General features: G+C 40.9%; 15 protein-coding genes. 7 read left to right on the forward strand and 8 right to left on the reverse strand.

Features of this window, described 5'->3' with window-relative positions; all coding sequences use genetic code 11:
* Positions 1 to 31 precede the first annotated feature (31 nt).
* Entirely contained in the window at positions 32 to 2,341 is a 2,310-nt protein-coding gene (locus tag MHH68_RS05160) for a YhgE/Pip domain-containing protein (protein WP_144462432.1), read from the forward strand.
* A gap of 143 nt (positions 2,342 to 2,484) precedes the next feature.
* Complete coding sequence (locus MHH68_RS05165) at positions 2,485 to 3,534, forward strand: M42 family metallopeptidase (RefSeq protein ID WP_058014382.1); 1,050 nt, start codon at positions 2,485 to 2,487, stop codon at positions 3,532 to 3,534.
* Positions 3,535 to 3,567: 33 nt separating this feature from the next.
* Here the strand turns inward: MHH68_RS05165 and MHH68_RS05170 are convergent, their stop codons facing one another.
* Positions 3,568 to 4,857 carry a cation:dicarboxylase symporter family transporter gene (locus tag MHH68_RS05170; protein ID WP_058014381.1) on the reverse strand — a complete coding sequence of 430 codons (1,290 nt, stop codon included), beginning with the start codon at positions 4,855 to 4,857 and terminating at the stop codon, positions 3,568 to 3,570.
* A 339-nt stretch (positions 4,858 to 5,196) separates the two neighbouring features.
* Complete coding sequence (yhfH, locus tag MHH68_RS05175) at positions 5,197 to 5,334, reverse strand: protein YhfH (RefSeq protein ID WP_008359029.1); 138 nt, start codon at positions 5,332 to 5,334, stop codon at positions 5,197 to 5,199.
* Positions 5,335 to 5,490: 156 nt separating this feature from the next.
* On the opposite strand from yhfH, the gene MHH68_RS05180 reads away from it, so the two are divergent.
* The 3 genes from MHH68_RS05180 to MHH68_RS05190 all read left to right on the forward strand — a co-directional run bounded on the left by MHH68_RS05180 (position 5,491) and on the right by MHH68_RS05190 (position 8,953).
* Entirely contained in the window at positions 5,491 to 6,234 is a 744-nt protein-coding gene (locus MHH68_RS05180) for an MBL fold metallo-hydrolase (protein ID WP_339165780.1), read from the forward strand.
* A 4-nt stretch (positions 6,235 to 6,238) separates the two neighbouring features.
* A complete protein-coding gene (locus tag MHH68_RS05185) occupies positions 6,239 to 7,228 on the forward strand; it encodes a lipoate--protein ligase (protein ID WP_339165428.1) in 990 nt (329 codons plus the stop codon).
* A 171-nt stretch (positions 7,229 to 7,399) separates the two neighbouring features.
* Entirely contained in the window at positions 7,400 to 8,953 is a 1,554-nt protein-coding gene (locus MHH68_RS05190) for a fatty acid--CoA ligase family protein (RefSeq protein WP_058014380.1), read from the forward strand.
* A gap of 83 nt (positions 8,954 to 9,036) precedes the next feature.
* Here the strand turns inward: MHH68_RS05190 and MHH68_RS05195 are convergent, their stop codons facing one another.
* Positions 9,037 to 9,444 (reverse strand): hypothetical protein, encoded by a 408-nt coding sequence (locus MHH68_RS05195; protein WP_058014379.1) that lies wholly within the window; start codon positions 9,442 to 9,444, stop codon positions 9,037 to 9,039.
* A gap of 177 nt (positions 9,445 to 9,621) precedes the next feature.
* Here MHH68_RS05195 and MHH68_RS05200 point away from each other — a divergent pair, with 177 nt between their 5' ends.
* Positions 9,622 to 10,905 carry a M48 family metallopeptidase gene (locus MHH68_RS05200; protein WP_058014378.1) on the forward strand — a complete coding sequence of 428 codons (1,284 nt, stop codon included), beginning with the start codon at positions 9,622 to 9,624 and terminating at the stop codon, positions 10,903 to 10,905.
* Between the two features lie 41 nt (positions 10,906 to 10,946).
* Here the strand turns inward: MHH68_RS05200 and MHH68_RS05205 are convergent, their stop codons facing one another.
* From MHH68_RS05205 to MHH68_RS05220, 4 genes are all read right to left on the reverse strand, one after another.
* Positions 10,947 to 12,092 (reverse strand): S8 family serine peptidase, encoded by a 1,146-nt coding sequence (locus tag MHH68_RS05205; protein WP_339165431.1) that lies wholly within the window; start codon positions 12,090 to 12,092, stop codon positions 10,947 to 10,949.
* A 387-nt stretch (positions 12,093 to 12,479) separates the two neighbouring features.
* Positions 12,480 to 13,064: a histidine phosphatase family protein gene (locus tag MHH68_RS05210; protein WP_058014376.1), complete on the reverse strand. Its 585-nt coding sequence runs from the start codon at positions 13,062 to 13,064 to the stop codon at positions 12,480 to 12,482.
* A gap of 61 nt (positions 13,065 to 13,125) precedes the next feature.
* On the reverse strand, positions 13,126 to 14,421 hold the full coding sequence (locus tag MHH68_RS05215) for a globin-coupled sensor protein (RefSeq protein ID WP_058014375.1): 1,296 nt from the start codon (positions 14,419 to 14,421) through the stop codon (positions 13,126 to 13,128).
* Positions 14,422 to 14,512: 91 nt separating this feature from the next.
* Complete coding sequence (locus MHH68_RS05220; protein WP_339165432.1) at positions 14,513 to 16,045, reverse strand: FAD-dependent oxidoreductase; 1,533 nt, start codon at positions 16,043 to 16,045, stop codon at positions 14,513 to 14,515.
* Positions 16,046 to 16,190: 145 nt separating this feature from the next.
* Here MHH68_RS05220 and MHH68_RS05225 point away from each other — a divergent pair, with 145 nt between their 5' ends.
* Positions 16,191 to 17,051 carry an SDR family oxidoreductase gene (locus MHH68_RS05225; protein WP_058014373.1) on the forward strand — a complete coding sequence of 287 codons (861 nt, stop codon included), beginning with the start codon at positions 16,191 to 16,193 and terminating at the stop codon, positions 17,049 to 17,051.
* Between the two features lie 62 nt (positions 17,052 to 17,113).
* Here the strand turns inward: MHH68_RS05225 and MHH68_RS05230 are convergent, their stop codons facing one another.
* Complete coding sequence (locus MHH68_RS05230; protein ID WP_003210924.1) at positions 17,114 to 17,344, reverse strand: IDEAL domain-containing protein; 231 nt, start codon at positions 17,342 to 17,344, stop codon at positions 17,114 to 17,116.
* Between the last annotated feature and the right edge of the window lie 277 nt (positions 17,345 to 17,621).

The raw sequence follows: 17,621 nt of genomic DNA on the forward strand, positions 1-17,621 counted from the left end.
TTAGTCATTCATCTATGGGAGGAAAACAGCAATGAATTTAATTCGGAATCAATGGAAAGACATTGTAACGAGCAAAAAACTACTGATCCCGATTTTAGCTGTCTTATTTATTCCGCTGATTTACAGTGGTGTATTTTTAAAAGCGTACTGGGACCCTTATGGTACAGTTGATCAATTGCCTGTGGCGGTTGTCAACTTGGATGAGGGCAGTCATTATGACGGGAAAACCCTTCAAGTCGGCGATGATTTAGTAAAGGAATTAAAGAAAAACGATAATTTTAAATGGAACTTTGTCGATAGTCATGAAAAGGCCATAAAAGGATTAAATAACGAGGACTATTACCTCGTGGTGGAAATACCAAAGAATTTCTCGAAAAATGCAAGTACAGTGCTAGAAAAGCATCCGAAAAAATCGAATCTGAAATATTATACGAATCCGGGCGCCAACTATGCGGCGTCACAAATTGCGAATAATGCCATTATCAAATTAAAAGATTCGGTTTCAAAAGAAGTCACAAAAAATTACGCCGAGGTCATCTTTGATAACTTCAAAACCATTGCAAAAGGATTAGATCAAGCAAGCGATGGCGCGAAGAAAATTGATGACGGAACAAAAAGCGCAAAAGATGGCAGTACGAAATTAAAAGACAACTTAGCCAAATTGGCTGAAGGTACGTTAACCTATAGCGAAGGTGTTCATCAGTTCGCAGGGAAAATGGGTGAACTGAACACAGGCATACAGTCTTTAGACAGTGGACTTGGTCAGCTTTTAACAGGCTATCAAACCATTGATCAGAAATTTGGAGAGCTTGGTTCAGGAATTGATACATTAACCGAAGGATTAAACACAAGCCGAGAAGGACATCAGCAGCTCGCTTCTAAAATGCCGCAATTCACAGCAGGCATTGAGCAGCTAAACAACAAAGCACAATCCTTTTCAGAAAAAATTGCAGCAGTGGAAAAAGTCTTATCGTCACCAGAATTAGCGAATCTTGAAAAGATGGCGCCTAAACTCGATCAGGTGAAAAAAGACGCAAAAACGTTCAGTACAAAACTTGCTTCATTAAAAGAAGCATTATCAAATCGAGATGCTAAAGTAAAAAGCATTATCCAAAACAGCTCTATGACAGATGAAGAGAAAAAGGCGGCAATGGATCAGCTGAACAGTCTGCCTAAAATCGAACTGCCTGATCTGTCTGGACTCGAACAAAGCTTAGCGGCCTTGCAGGAACTACCTGATGCAAGTGAGGTTCAACAAGCAGTTGCATCTGCAAAAGCGCAGCTGCAGCAAGTCAAACAGCTGCCAGAGAAAACAGAACAGCTGTACACGTCTACAGTCGCGATTCAAAATGCGATCGACCAAATGACATCTGGTACGAATAAATTATATCAAGGTGCACTGAAGCTTCAAACAGGTCAAGGCCAATTACAAGATGGCCTGCAAACAGCAAATGGAAAGCTTGATACGGCGAAAAGCGGAGCGGATAAGCTTGCAAATGGATCAAGCCAGCTTAGCGCAGCGTTAAATAAGCTGGAAAGTGGTTCAACAAATATCCAAAGCAATACATCTAAGCTTGCCGAAGGCTCAAAATCGCTTGATAAAGGATTGGGAGATTTAAAAAGCGGTACAGGTAAGCTGTCCAATAAATTGAAAAGCGCTGCTGATGAAACAGGTGAAATTGATGCAAATCAAGATAATTACAATATGATTGCAAGCCCTGTTAAAACAGAAAACGATACAGCGAAAAAGATTGATAATTATGGAACAGGGCTCACGCCTTATATTTTATCCATGGGACTCTTTGTTGGGGCTCTAATGCTCACCGTCGTATTCCCAATGAAAGACCCTGCTGGAAGCCCTAGAAATGCGTTTGAATGGTTTGTCAGCAAATATAGCGTGCTTCTGCTTGTCGGTATCCTTCAAGCAGTCATTGCAAGTACGATGCTCATCTTTGGACTTGGTCTTGAGGTGGAAAGCCTCTGGCGCTTCTATCTATTTGCAATCGTCGTCAGTCTGACATTCTTAGCGATTATTCAGCTGCTAGCCACAACAATGGGGAACCCAGGACGCTTCATTGCCGTCATTATCTTAGTTCTTCAGCTCGCGGCAAGTGCTGGTACATTCCCGCTTGAGCTTGTACCGAAGTTCTTCCAAGTTATTCATAGTCTGCTTCCAATGACGTATACAATCAATGGATTTAGAACGATCATTGCAAGCGGTGATGACAGCTATTTATGGCACCAAGCAGCGATTCTCGGTACAGTTGCGATCATCATGATGGCGGCAACAACCGCATACTTTGCTTGGAACGTAAGAAAAATGAAACAAGACGAAGCTTAATCAATGAATCCTTTCTCTTGATGGAGAAAGGATTTTTGATTTGAAATTAGACATCTTGAACCCGAAGCGATATATTTTAAGAAGAGATGCTATAAAAGGCATACATGGAAGGAATTGCTTTCACACAAAGGAGGAAATGCCGAATGACAACTGAAGTAAATGAAACCGTTCAGCTGATTCAAAAGCTCGTATCGATTCCAAGTCCGTCAGGGAATACAGAAAAGGTGATCGGCTTTGTTGAACGCTTTTTACAAGATGTAAATATTGAGACAAAACGAAATCGTAAGGGCGGCTTAATTGCCACTATTAAAGGAACTGATGACAAGGAACACCGCATGCTGACAGCACATGTCGATACGCTCGGTGCGATGGTAAAGGAAATTAAATCAAATGGACGGCTTCGTCTTGCACTCATTGGAGGCTTTCAATATAACTCAATTGAAGGCGAATATTGTGAAATTGAAACAGCAGCAGGTCATACATACACAGGTACCATTCTGATGCATCAAACATCCGTTCACGTCTATGCGGATGCTGGAAAAGCAAAACGAAACCAAGAGAATATGGAGATTCGTCTCGATGAAAAGGTGCAAAATGCAGACGATGTCAAAGCACTTGGCATTCAAGTAGGGGACTTTATCTCATTTGACCCTAGAGTGGAAGTGACGTCATCAGGTTTTATTAAATCAAGACACCTTGATGACAAGGCGAGTGTAGCGCTTTTGCTGCGACTCATCCTCCGCATTCAAAAGGAAAACATCACATTGCCGCATACGACGCACTTCTTAATTTCTAATAATGAAGAAATTGGCTACGGTGGAAACTCCAATATTCCAGAAGAAACGGTGGAATACCTTGCTGTTGATATGGGAGCGATCGGCGATGGTCAATCAACAGATGAATACAGCGTGTCTATTTGTGTGAAGGACTCAAGTGGACCTTATCATTATGGATTACGCAAGCATTTAGCCGCATTAGCAGAAGAGAATAATATTGATTATCGTCTAGATATTTACCCTTATTACGGCTCTGATGCATCAGCAGCGATTCGAGCAGGGCATGATATCATTCATGGACTGATTGGTCCGGGAATAGATTCCTCGCATGCTTTTGAACGAACGCATGAAGATTCCCTTGTCCATACAGCGAATCTTCTTTATCACTACGTGCAATCGTCATTAATCACAGCATAAAAAAAGAACCCCATTGATCGGGGTTCTTTTTCATTAGCTTGAAAGCTGTGTCGGTTCAGGGACATCTTGTCCAGTCATCACGCGATGTCCTTTTTCAGGGTCATATTGCCCTTCCCATTTAGACATCACAACAGCTGCAAGTGCATTTCCTGTTAAGTTAACAACTGTTCGTGCCATATCCATGATACGATCTACACCTGCAATAAATGCTAGACCTTCGGCAGGTACACCGATTGTTCCTAATGTGGCAAGTAATACAACAAAGGACGTACCAGGAACGGCAGCCATACCTTTAGATGTTACCATCAGCACAAGAATAAGTGTGAGCTGCTGGACAATCGTAAGGTCAATGCCGTATACCTGTGCAAGGAAAAGCGCAGCGATCGCTTGATACAAGACGGAGCCGTCCAGGTTAAATGTATAACCGATTGGGATAACGAAAGAAACAATTCCCTTCGGACATCCAATGCGCTCCATTTTATCCATGACTCTTGGTAAAACTGTTTCAGAGCTGGATGTACTAAAGGCAAGAAGCATTTCGTCTTTCATGTAGGCAAGAAATCTGAAAATATTGACGCCAATCATCTTTCCAATAATTCCGAATACAACGATAAGGAAGAGAGCGAGCGCAAAATAAACAAGACCTACAAGCTTACCTAATGAAATAAGAGATTCAAGACCAAATTTTGATACAGTCACACCAATGAGTGCGAAGACACCAAATGGTGCAGCTTTCATCACAACATTGACGACATGGAACATGGCGTGTGATACACCTTCAAAGAAGGCGAGCACTGGTTTGCCGCGTTCACCGATGGCTGAAACGCCAAGAGCAAATAGCACAGTGAAGAAAATAATCGCAAGCAAATCACCTTCCGCCAATGATTGGAAGAAGTTCGTTGGAACGATATGAAGGAACGTATCAGCAATTGATTTGCTGCTTTGCTCTTTTTCCGTTTCAACATACTGGCTAATATCTTGTTTTTCCGTATTTCCAAAGTCAACGCCTGCACCAGGTTGAACAAAGTTTGCAAGCACAAGACCAAGAATAATCGCAAATGTTGTGATAATTTCAAAATAAAGAATGGTTCTAAAGCCAAGTTTCCCTACCTTTTTACCATCACCTGCACCTGCAACACCTAAAATTAAGCTAGATACGACAATTGGTATAACAATCATCTTAATGAGTCTTAAGAAGAAGTCTCCAATTGGTTTTAAATAAGTCTCAACGCCCGGGTTACCGAAAAAGATTGCCCCAACAACGACACCGAGAATAAGACCGATTAGGATTTGTGTAGCTAATCCAAATTTTAATTTTTTCATAGATTTCCTCCCTAACATATTCATTAAAGGAATATTCCCATCATATTAAGTTTTAATATATGAATTAAAGTATAACTAAAATTAAAGAGTTTCGTCCACGATTAAATTATATTAAGAAAATACAAAATTGTTTGAAAAAATGAACATTTAGAACCTCCATTATTGATTCAAGTCAATAAAAAGTGCCTTCGGAACTAAAACTCATCAGATGAAAATACTAAAAAACCCTTTTAGACCAAGGGTTTTACCTTTTTACCTATTTTTCAGAAAAAATAAAAAGCACTTTTGACTCCAACTGACGACGGAGGAAAAAAGTGCTTTTTAATTTAATTTTTTACCTTATTTAAGATAACTTACTTGTGAGCATTCCTCACATTCATTACCGTAACACTCGTGTTGTTCCATTAAATCATTTCCACATTTTGTGCATTTTTTTGAGGGCAAATTTCTAAAAAACTCTGTGATTTTTCCTAGCATTTGTCATCCTCCAATACGTTTTGTTGCTATCATTGTATTATAACAGATTAGTAATTGTCAATCTGTTTTGTAACAATAGGCAAGAAGAATGCTTTTTTCATGAAAAATGGGTATATTGTAAGAAGGGGATTTTTAGAAAAGGAGGGAAAAATGACGATGAAGTTAACTGTCATTGGATGCTATGGAGGGTTTCCGGCCGCTGGTGAAGCGACGTCGGGGTATCTTTTTGAATCAGATGGCTTTCGTCTACTTGTAGACTGCGGGAGCGGTGTTCTTTCCAAACTGCAGCAATACATAGATATAGAAGAACTTGATGCTGTTCTCCTTTCTCATTATCACCACGATCATATTGCAGATATCGGACCACTCCAATATGCGAAGCTAGTGGGATATCATTTAGGAAAAAGCAGCGGTCCGCTTCCGATCTATGGACATACAGGTAATCAAGAAGCATTTGGGCGGCTTGCGGATGACGTACATACTAAGGCAAAAGCTTATCAGCCAGAAGAGGGTATTCAAATTGGTCCATTTCAAATTGATTTTTTGAAAACGGTTCATCCGGCAGAATGCTATGCGATGAGAATTCAGAAAGAGGATGCTGTGGTGGTGTATACAGCAGATTCAAGTTATCAGGAGGCATTTGTCCCATTTAGCAAGGATGCAGATCTACTGATTGCTGAAAGCAACTTCTACGCTGGACAGGACGGATCGGGTGCAGGACATATGAATAGCACAGAGGTGGGCAAGCTTGCAATGGAAGCAAATGTTGGGGAACTGATCATCACCCACCTGCCCCATTTTGGTCGTCATAAAGACCTAGTCAATGAAGCACATGCGTTATATACTGGCAATATACAGCTTGCCCATTCAGGGCTTAGATGGAACAAGGAAGGAAGATAGAGAGATGCTGTTTATCGATAACGAACAACATTATGATCCAATGATTAATTTGGCAATTGAAGAATATTGCTTAAAATATTTAGACCCAGAAGAAACGTACTTGCTGTTCTATATTAACCAGCCGTCGATTATCATTGGAAAGAACCAAAATACAATAGAAGAAATCAACACAAAGTATGTCGAAGGCAACGGCATCAAAGTTGTCCGCCGCCTGTCCGGTGGCGGGGCAGTTTATCATGACAAAGGAAACTTAAACTTCAGCTTTATCACAAAAGATGATGGGGACAGCTTCCATAATTTTAAAAAGTTTACGGAGCCAGTCATTCAGGCGCTTGAAAAGCTAGGCGTCAAAGCTGAATTAAGTGGCAGAAATGACATCATGGCAGATGGTCGGAAAATTTCTGGAAATGCTCAGTTTGCTACAAGAGGGCGCATTTTCAGCCATGGCACGCTCCTATTTGATTCAGAAATTGAACATGTTGTTTCGGCTTTAAATGTGAAAAAAGAAAAGATTGAATCAAAAGGCATTAAATCCATTAGAAGCAGGGTTGCCAATATTAGTGAACTAATGGATCAAAAGATGACAACAGAAGAATTTAGAAAAATTCTGTTAAGCTACATTTTTGACACGAATGGGGATGTTCCTCAATATCAGTTGACTGAGAAGGATTGGGAAAAGATTCACGAGATTTCTCGTGATCGCTATCAAAAATGGGAATGGAACTACGGCCGTTCGCCGAAATTTAATTTGCAGCATTCTAAGAGATTCTCAGCAGGCTCCATTGACCTTCGATTAGAAGTGAAAAAAGGAATGATTCAGGACTGCAAGATCTTTGGTGATTTCTTTGGTGTAGGAGATATTGCTGATATTGAAAAAAGACTCATTGGGCAGCAGTATGATCGCAAAACGATCAGCGACGTATTAGAGGATATGGACATGCGCCACTACTTCGGCAACGTATCAAAAGAGGATTTTCTTGATTTGATTTATTAAGAGGGACAAGCACGGCTAGAGATAGCGGTGCTTTTTTGATTGAAAGAAATGAAAGCGATTTACATTTGATCTTGTGGATTTTTTCAATTGTCTATTATAATAGAAAGGAGGAATGTTTGGCCATAAAATGAATGGCTATTCATTCATTGATGACATGTAAGGGGTGGGAGAATGGATTTGATCAAAAATCTAGAGCAGACGGCGATGACGAAAGGAGAAGATATCGCACTGATCTTTGAAGGAAATCAGTGGACCTACCGAGAGCTCATGACAAGTATCGAGCGCTTTGCAGATGGTTTAGTGAGCGAAGGGTTTCAAGCCGGGGATCATATCGCGCTTATTTTAGGAAATTCACCGCATTTTGTCATTTCTTTTTTTGGTGCTTTAAAGGCAGGGCTTGTCGTAGTACCAATCAATCCAACATACACGCCTAGTGAAATTGGCTATATGCTGATTACAGGTGATGTAAAAGGCATTGTTGCCCCTGAACAGCTACTGCCAGTGTACGAGCAGGTGTACGAACAGCTTCCGTCTATTGAACGGGTGATTATTTGTGCAGAAAATGAATCTGCGTGCAGATCAAGTTTTAAGGAAGTATCAGATCAACTTGTCTTCTTTGGAAAGCTTGTGTCTGGCCATGCGAAAGAGAGCGTGCATCCTTCTATTCATCAGGATGATACGGCAGTTATTTTATTTACATCTGGCACGACAGGAAAACCAAAGGGTGCGATGCTGACTCATTTCAACCTGTATTCAAATGCTAGAGACGTTGCTGAGTACCTATCCATTGATGCAAAGGACAAGGTGATTGCCGCATTGCCGATGTTCCACGTATTTTGTTTAACGGTTTGTATGAATGCGCCACTGATTCATGGCGCGACCATCTATGTCCTGCCGCATTTCAGCCCATCAGAGCTTTTGCGAATGATGGAAAAAGAGAAGCCCACGTTATTTGTTGGTGTTCCGACTATGTATAACTATTTATACCGCCAGGAAGGGCATGAAAAAGCGATGTCCTCTGTGAGAATTTGTATATCAGGCGGTGCCTCAATGCCTGTTGCCTTACTTCACGGTTTTGAGAAAAAATTTGGTGTCACGGTGCTGGAGGGTTACGGATTATCAGAAGCTTCCCCAGTCACTGCATTCAACCCTCTTGATGGAAAGAGAAAACCTGGTTCAGTCGGGACCGACATTATGAATGTGAAGAATAAGATTGTGAATGAACTAGGAGAAGAAGTCGGTCCAAATGAAGTCGGAGAGCTCATAGCAAAAGGACCCAACATTATGAAAGGCTATTATCAAATGCCAGAAGATACTGAAGCTGCACTTAGAGACGGGTGGCTGTACACCGGTGATTTAGCAAGAAGAGATGAAGAAGGATACATTTATATTGTCGATCGGAAAAAGGATATGATTCTCGTTGGCGGTTATAATGTGTATCCAAGAGAAGTAGAAGAAGTGCTTTATCAACATGAAGCTGTAGCAGAAGCCGTTGTCATCGGTGTGCCGGATCCGAACACCGGAGAGGCTGTCGTCTGTTACATTTCCCCTAAGAAACATGCTCACATCGATCAAGAAGACATCATCACACATTGTTCACGCTTTTTAGCGAAATATAAGCAGCCCCAAACGATCCATTTCATAGATGATATTCCAAAGAACACAACAGGTAAAATTTTAAGAAGAGCACTAAAGGAAAAGTATCAAGCAGAGGAAAGTAAATAAGAAAAGGGAGTCTCTCTTATGAAGAGACTCCCTTAGTGTGTACAGGTTCTATAACACTGTTCAGAAGACAAAGAGATAAAATTTCAGCTCTTTTGAATGGCTTCTTTTAACTGTTTCTGAAAAGAATGAGACTGTTTTTGATTCAGCTCATAATAAGTCCCATCTACTAAAAAAACAACCTGCGAACGGTTTGTCCAAAGCTGAAAGGTGGTGCCGTTTGTTCGGCCGTACATCACCTTGGCGATATAATCTGGTTTCTTTAAATTTTTTTTGAGATGATTGCTTGTTTGTTTGCCTTTGTTTAATTCTTCTATTAAATCTTCTGCTGTGTCCTTATCATCTATTTCATAAGAAATGGACTCGTTTTCAGATGAAAGGAGCAATTTTTCTGCTCGATTCTCATCAAAGATGTCGCTCGTCCGGCTGAATACATAAAAGAAGGTAATAAGTAAAAGTCCAAAGATCACAACTCCTGCAAGGATTTTCTTCATTTCGATCCTCCAACTCACTATTTTATATGTAGCATCTCCGATTTTTGAGTAGCATAATCATTTTTTTCGTGAAAGCTTTTTCAGATAGGGCATGCTATGATGGAGCCACATGAGACAGGTTCTAAACAAAAGAATGGATGCTTAGAATAAAGAAAGGGATGGAAAGGAGGCTGACCTGTGCGAGGACGTAAATGGGTAGCTCTTGCAACGGTAGCATACATATTGTACGGTCTTTTTATTTATTCTTATTTGTTTCTATTTGGGGATGCATCGGTTCCTGACAGTGTAAAAGGAACAAGTGCAGATCCGCATACCTTTATGACAAGCCATGAGCTTGTCATCAGCGAGAATTTCTCGAACATACGTAACTTGCTGTTTTTCATGACAATTCCATTAGATTGGTATGTCTTTTTTCTTCTGCTCATTTCAGGGTTTTCACGAAAATTAGCAGACTGGAGTCTGGCAGCAGCTCGTTTTACATTTTTAAGCAAACTTGTATATGTGTTTGTATTGTCGCTGTTGACAATGCTGATTGCGCTTCCCATTAAGTGGATCGGCTATCAGCTGTCTTTGCACTACGGAGTATCTGCTCAAAGTACGGCAAGCTGGTTGAAAGATCAAATTCTAGATTTCTGGATTCAATATCCGCTTCTTGCCCTATGTGCAATTATATTCTTTTGGCTTATTCAAAAAAGAAGAAAGCGCTGGTGGCTGTATGCTTGGTGTCTGACAGTCCCATTCACACTATTTCTCTTCTTTATACAGCCAGTCGTCATTGATCCGTTATATAACAGTTTTTATCCACTAAAGGATCAAGCTCTTGAGAACAAGATCTTAACGCTTGCAGACAAAGCTCATATCCCGGCAGATCATGTATATGAGGTCAATATGTCTGAGAAAACGAACACGATGAATGCTTATGTCACAGGGATTGGTGAAAATAAGCGTATTGTGTTATGGGATACGACACTGCAAAAGCTGAAAGATCGCGAAATTTTATTTATCATGGCGCATGAAATGGGACATTACGTCATGAAGCATGTCTATATAGGATTAGCAGGATATTTAGTACTGTCGTTTGCGGGATTTTTTGCAATCGACCGTCTCTATTTTTATTTCTATCGCAAAGGAGCAGTTCTATTTCGGCTGAGGGAGCCGCGCGATATCGCCGCTCTTCCGCTTCTTCTCATGATTGTATCGATGCTGTCATTTGCAGCATCACCTTTTACAAATGCAGTTTCAAGACATCAAGAACGTGCAGCAGATGAGTATGCGATAAACCTGACTAAAGACGGAGAGGCAGGGGTGACGTCTTTTCAAAAGCTTGCAAAATCAGGACTGTCTCAGGTGAATCCACCACTTTTAGTGAAGGTCTTCCGCTACGGGCACCCAACGATGATGGAGAGAATTATGGAGATGGAAAAAGCAGCGGAAAAAGAGGAAACATCGAGGAAGCAATAAATAAAATCCGGCTGCATCAGCCGGATTTTATTTATTCTTTTTTAGTTAGAAGCCGCTTGAACGTTGATTAACCCTTTTCCGTAATAGAAGGAGTTACCAAGCGGTGTTGCTGTGTTTTCTAAGCGCTGACGGACCTGAGAAGTTGATAGGTTCGGGTACTTAGAAAGGATAAGCGCTGCTGCTCCTGCTACATGAGGAGACGCCATAGACGTTCCAGTATAGGAAGTGTATCCACTGCTTGGTACAGTACTTAAAATAGAAGTACCAGGTGCAGAAACATCTAATTCAGGACCTGCGCTGGAAGACGTATTTCTGACATTGTTGCTGTTTACATTGGCAACGGCAATGGTAGAATCATATTTTGCTGGATAGCCAACGGTACTTGTAGAACCAGTGGAACCTGAGTTACCTGCAGCCGCCACAACAACGACTCCGCGATTATTCGCTGTATCAACGGCATTTTTAAGCGCTGTTGAACCGTTTGGTCCGCCTAAGCTCATGTTGATGACATCCATATTATTGGCTACTGCCCATTCAATACCGCTAATGATCCAGCTATATTGTCCGTCGCCATAGCGGTCTAATACTTTAACAGCATATAGGGAAGCACTTGGAGCGACCCCAAGAACACCAATTGTGTTATCAAGGGCAGCGATCGTTCCGGCTACGTGAGTTCCATGTGATTGAAAGTCTTGGGTGGCATTTGGTTCTGAAGGGACGAAGCTGGCACCGCCTGCAACATTTAAGTCAGGGTGTGCAGCGTGGATGCCCGTATCAAGGACAGCTACTTTGACATTAGCACCTTTATAACCTTGAGCGTGTACAGCGGGAGCTTTGATTTGAGGGATTCCATAAGGGACGGTTTGTGCATATGCTTCTGCTTTGTGGTCTTCTTCTACGTAAGCAATGCTAGGGTCATGTTCAAGTTTTTTCGCGGCTTGTTCGGACATTTTTACTTGTGCGGCATTAATGAGACGATATTGCTTTTCTAGTTTTCCACCATTTTGAGTGACGGCTTGTTTCTTAGAGCTGTTTGTGGTGGCGGAGGCTTTAAAGCCAACAATATAGCTCTTTTCACTATCTGACTTTGAGACCGTCTCGGCATTTGCCATGGAGCCTCCAAACCCTGCTGAAAACAAAAGAGGGACAGCCAATAAAACACTTGTCATCACATTTTTCTTTTTCACGCACAATCCACATCCCTTTTTTTTATTTCAGAATAATCATCCGTAGTCTATAAGAATGATCCGTTTGACTATTCTGTATATTCAGTTTAATGGAAGTAGGCAAATAAGAGTAGACCTGAATTTTTGTGAAAGTCCTAGCGAAAATTGGGGAATTAAGTCACTTGGAAATGATGGTAAAATATGTTTATTCTACTATTTCAGCGGTTATCTATTAAAAAGGAAGTGTGCTTTTTTTCTTATGATCCATTTCTGGAGAAATATTCGATACACGAAAAGCCTTAAAATAGGTAGAAACGTCTAGCATCTATTTCGAATTTCGATATAAAAAAATATTATTTTATCATTGTTTTTGTCATTTAAAAAGAACCTGTTTACATAACAGGTTCTTTAAGTAGGAGAGGATTGAGTTAAATGGCTGACCACATTGTAATCAAGCACCTTCCATTTACCATCTTTCCATTCCACATAATTTAAGCAAGCATTGACGAGTCTCGTGTTCTCAAGACCAAGATGTTCATCCGCTAAGGTGGTGAGTAAAGCATGGATGGCAGCGCCGTGTGCCACGATTAGGACTTGTTGATTCGGATAGGCTGCTCTGACTTTCTCAATGCCTTCTACCATTCGATCTTGGATTGTCTCAAGCGGCTCCATATTTGGATACTGTTTATTTGGAAACAGCTTTTGGCGCTCCTCAAATGACATGCCTTCAGCATCGCCATAATCACGCTCAATGAAATCATCCATGATGACAAGAGGCGCATCTACATGTTTTAAAATCAAATGTGCTGTTTCTTTTGCCCTTGTAAGTGGACTGGAAATGACAACATCCCAATGGGCATCTTTTAAATAAAGGCCCGTTTGTTCAGCCTGCCATTTACCAGTATCATTTAAAGGGATATCTGTTCGTCCTTGAATTCGTTTCGCTGCATTCCAATCTGTTTCCCCGTGTCTGACTAGGCAAATTGTTGTCAATCAAATCCCGCCTTTTCTATCTTTTCTTCTATTATACTAAAGCAGAAGAAAAAAGACTGGATTAGCGATTTGTGAGACTTGTTAAGGATTCGACTGAGCTGGCAACTTGAGACACCGTTTGTTTGACTTCCTTCAGTTCGTTTAGGAAGGTTTGAAGGTCTATTTCAATTTTTCCATTTTGATTTTTGCTTAAGTTCATGCTGCTGACGATATCATCGAAGAGCGAATTGATTTGAGTCATTTTTTCTTTACTATCTGTCACGAGTAAATTCACGTCCCCAATGTGCTGAGACACAATGGAGATTTGTGAATTGGTATTGTTGACAAGTTCAGATACGGTTGACACCGTTTTCTTTGTGTCTTCTGATAATTTACGAACCTCGTTTGCGACGACAGCAAAGCCTTTTCCGTGTTCGCCTGCTCGTGCAGATTCGATGGAAGCATTTAAAGATAACAAGTTCGTCTGCTCTGCAATGCCTGTGACAATCCCAAAGATTTGTTCAATCTGTTTTGCGATTTCTTCTAAACGCTTAATTTCTGTTTCAATCTTTGTCATGCTGCCATCAATTTGGTTCATTTGTGTTTGTTGAATTTCTAATTCTTTTTTACCGCCGATCGATTTTTCCTCAACCTGTGCTGAAATTTGCGTTCCAGCTTGTGACATGTCTGCCATCTCATCAGATTTTGATACAAGCTTGTCCACTGCATTTGTTGTGTTAGAGAAGAGAGAAGCAAGTGAATTTGATGTTTCTGTGATCTTTGTATGGAGCTCCTGCTGCTGCTGTTCTGCTTCATCACGAATTTTAGAATATTCATTTTGGAACGTATCAAGGACAAGCTGCTGTTCTAAATTTAAAATTTTCGTCGTCGCTTTCACTGCTGTCTGATATTCTTTGAAATCTTGGATATGCTGAGCAAATAAATCCATAATCGATAGCAGAAGATCCTGGAATGCTGCCATATACCACTTAGGCTGAAGGCCAATCCGTAAATGAACTTGCGCAATTTTAATTCGTTTTGCCACATAGGCTTCATCAACCACACCTGCAAACATTTCACTAATATGAATGCGGAGTGTTTTTTTCAGACGCTCGACAGAACTATTATCCTGAATGATATGCATCAAGGAAGACTCAACTTCTAAATTTTTATAAAATTTATCAACGATATGTGCGATATCGTCCTGAACAATTGGATTGAGCTGTTTTAGAATCAATAGGTCATGCTGCGTCAGATCTATCATCTTGATTTGTTTTGCGATATCCGTATTGTCAGAAAAGTTGATACGTTTTATTCCATCGTCCTGCTGTGTGAAAAAAGCAGTGTTTTTTCTTTTCTTCTCTTTTTTAAATAACAATGTTTTTGTCCCCCTATAATCATCACAAATTATCAGACTTTATATTATCTATCGGATAATATTGGATTTTTTAAAGGGAATCAGTAAAATTTTACTGTTCTTTATATGACCTTTTTAGTGGTTTCTTTGCTGGGCCTTCTACTACTTCTCCAGTAATAGAAAAACGAGAGCCGTGACACGGGCAATCCCACGTGCGGTCGCTATTATTCCAAGCGACTTCACAGCCTAGGTGAGTACACGTTGTATCGACAAGAAAAATGTTCCCGTCCTCTGATTTAAAGGCACCGCATTTTTTATGTTCATAAGAGACAATACCGCCTTCACCTGGCTTTAAATCATCAATGGTTTGATCGGTTCGTTTTAATTTACCACTGATCAGCTTGGCTGCGACATTGCTGTTTTCTTTAACGAAATCTTTGACGAAAGAATCAGAAACAGGCCTTGATGGCGTAAAAATGGATTCGGATGGATTCGATTTTCCTTCAATCAAATCACCGATAAGAGTAGCTGCGACATGGCTTGTTGTCATGCCCCATTTTCTAAAACCGGTCGCAACAAAGATATTTTGATGGTGTTTGGTCAGGCGGCCGATGTAAGGGATTTGATCCATTGTCACCATATCGTGTGTCGACCAGCGATACAGCACCTCTTCAATTCCAAGGGTGGCGTCTCCAAAACTTTCTAATCCTTCATAGTGAGCAGATTCATCTCCGCCTTGTCCAGTTTTATGACCTTCTCCTCCGATGAGCACCACTTTCTCACCCTCCCATTCTGCCGTTCTTAAAGAATGAGCAGGCTGGTCGATCCCTAAGTACATTCCATCTGGGAGCGGCTTCGTTGTTTTGGCTGCTACCACATAAGATTGCTCTGGGTGAATGCGCGTGAAATAAAGTCCTTTCCCATCATAAAAAGGAAAGTGCGAACAGGAAATAATATAGCGGCCTGTCAGGTGATGGCCGTTTTTGGTGACGACAGCAGGGCGGTTTCCTTCGTTCACGTCAACAGCAGTTGTCTGTTCATAAATACGTACACCTCGCTCTAGGAGCTGGTCAATGAGCGCATTGAGATAATGAAGGGGATGGAACTGTGCCTGCTGCGTCATTGCTAGGGCAGCCTTGATGTCAGCATCAAAAGGAAGCGCTGTTTTCCATTCCCGATCAATCCCAAGCTGTTTGTAGGCATCTAATTCCTTTTTTAATTTTTTGACACCGTTTTCTTCCTTTGTATAGAGGTACGCATCTTTGACTTCTAGCTGACAATCAATGTCGTACTTTTGAACGCGTGCTTGAATCAGCTCTTTTGCTTTCTCATTTGCTTCTACATACAAACGGGCTTTGGGCATTCCAATTTGCTGGATCAGCTCATGGTAGTACACATCGTGCTGTGAGGTAATCTTAGCTGTCGTATGTCCGGTCGTACCTTGCAGCAGTTGACCAGCATCAATGATGATGACATCCAGCCCGCGTTCTGTCATTTCAAACGCGGTAGCGATACCGGTAATACCGCCGCCGACAATGATGACATCTGCTGTGAGATCCTCATGTACTGCAGGAAAAGAATGCTTTTGACTATCCGCAATCCATAACGATTTTGCCTGTTCCAACCCCTTATGTTCTTGTTCCATATTGTCGCCTCCAGTTAGTCACTTGTTGTGTATAATTTTTCCTCGATGAAGAAAAACATACATTCGAAAGGAAACTAGTTCGACATACATAAAAAAATAGCCAACACATAAAAATAAACAAGATAAAAGGAAGGAGTGGACAGACGTGTCAACAAAGCAGCCGAAGAAAACATTGCCGCCTCAGCATCAAAGTGAGCGTCCAGGTCTTGAATATAAAATGAATCCAAGACCTGTTTTTGATCGAGAGGTGCCGAATAAAAAATTAGCAGGGAAAACAGCCATAGTGACAGGTGGGGACAGCGGGATTGGAAGAGCAGTCTCGGTCTTATTTGCGAAGGAAGGCGCCAATGTCGCCATTGTTTACTTGAGTGAGCACCGCGATGCAGAGGAAACGAAGGACTATATTGAAAAGGCGGGAGGCCGTGCTATTTTAATTGCAGGTGATTTAGGAGATGAGGCGTTTTCAAATGAGGTCGTCAAAAAAACGAAGGATGCTTTCGGTTCCATTGATATTTTGGTGAACAATGCCGGGGAACAGCATCCGCAAAAAAGCATTGAACAGATTACCTCGCATCAGCTTCTTCGAACATTTCAAACGAATATTTTTGCCATGTTTTATTTAACAAAAGCGGTACTTCCTCACTTAAAGAAAGGAAGCAGTATCATAAATACCGCATCTGTCACAGCCTATAAAGGGCATGAAACCTTGATCGACTATTCAGCTACAAAAGGGGCAGTCGTGACATTTACGAGATCATTATCTTTATCGCTTATTAAACAGGGAATCAGAGTAAATGGGGTAGCCCCAGGGCCCATTTGGACACCACTCATTCCATCAACCTTTACGGAAAAGGAAGTCTCCGAATTTGGCGGGGATGTTCCAATGGAGCGGCCAGGTGAGCCAGTAGAGCTTGCGCCGAGCTATTTATTTTTAGCGAGCGAAGACTCCTCTTATATAAATGGACAAATTCTGCATGTAAATGGCGGAACCATTTTAAATGGATAAACAAAAAACTTGCGGTAAAGAGACGAGTTGCTGTCTCTTTGCCGCAAGTAAAATCATCATGATTAGTGTAAGCAGTGTTCTGCATATTGAGCTGACAGGTCGTTGAATCGCTTTTCATCACGCTGATCCAGTGCCTTATCAATCTCTTCTCTAAGGAAGGTTAAGCGCTGTTTATAAAGCGCCTCATCTAAAACCATTTGAATATAGATGTCTAAAATCGTCACGCCGTTTTCTTCGGTTTTTTGGGTGTTGCGGGACTTCATGAGCTCAGCATACGTTTTTTTCTCTTTCATAAAGAATCCCCCCGATGCCTTTTTTATAGTATATGGATTGGTGGAGAAAAAATCAACAAGAATTTATAATTTTTAGACAATTTATTTTTGAGCGGAATCGACACCTCTTGTCCGATCGACACGATGTGATATAACTTTAAAAAAGGCTTTTCGATAGATCAAATGAACTAAATAACACGATAAAAAAATGATTTTTAATAAATTTTGAAAAAATCCTGTCGTTTCTTATATGTTGGTGATAGATTAATAGTATCTAAAATAACCAAAAATTAACACA

It is taken from the genome of Bacillus sp. FSL K6-2841 (genome assembly GCF_037976435.1).
GTDB classification, from domain to species: Bacteria; Bacillota; Bacilli; order Bacillales; family Bacillaceae; genus Bacillus; species Bacillus pumilus.

Excerpts from the sequence above, each read along its gene's own strand:
- MHH68_RS05160 (WP_144462432.1), top strand. The coding sequence starts at position 32 with ATGAATTTAATTCGGAATCAATGGAAAGACATTGTAACGAGCAAAAAA.
- MHH68_RS05165 (WP_058014382.1), top strand. The coding sequence starts at position 2,485 with ATGACAACTGAAGTAAATGAAACCGTTCAGCTGATTCAAAAGCTCGTA.
- MHH68_RS05170 (WP_058014381.1), bottom strand. The coding sequence starts at position 4,857 with ATGAAAAAATTAAAATTTGGATTAGCTACACAAATCCTAATCGGTCTT.
- yhfH (WP_008359029.1), bottom strand. The coding sequence starts at position 5,334 with ATGCTAGGAAAAATCACAGAGTTTTTTAGAAATTTGCCCTCAAAAAAA.
- MHH68_RS05180 (WP_339165780.1), top strand. The coding sequence starts at position 5,491 with ATGAAGTTAACTGTCATTGGATGCTATGGAGGGTTTCCGGCCGCTGGT.
- MHH68_RS05185 (WP_339165428.1), top strand. The coding sequence starts at position 6,239 with ATGCTGTTTATCGATAACGAACAACATTATGATCCAATGATTAATTTG.
- MHH68_RS05190 (WP_058014380.1), top strand. The coding sequence starts at position 7,400 with ATGGATTTGATCAAAAATCTAGAGCAGACGGCGATGACGAAAGGAGAA.
- MHH68_RS05195 (WP_058014379.1), bottom strand. The coding sequence starts at position 9,444 with ATGAAGAAAATCCTTGCAGGAGTTGTGATCTTTGGACTTTTACTTATT.
- MHH68_RS05220 (WP_339165432.1), bottom strand. The coding sequence starts at position 16,045 with ATGGAACAAGAACATAAGGGGTTGGAACAGGCAAAATCGTTATGGATT.
- MHH68_RS05230 (WP_003210924.1), bottom strand. The coding sequence starts at position 17,344 with ATGAAAGAGAAAAAAACGTATGCTGAGCTCATGAAGTCCCGCAACACC.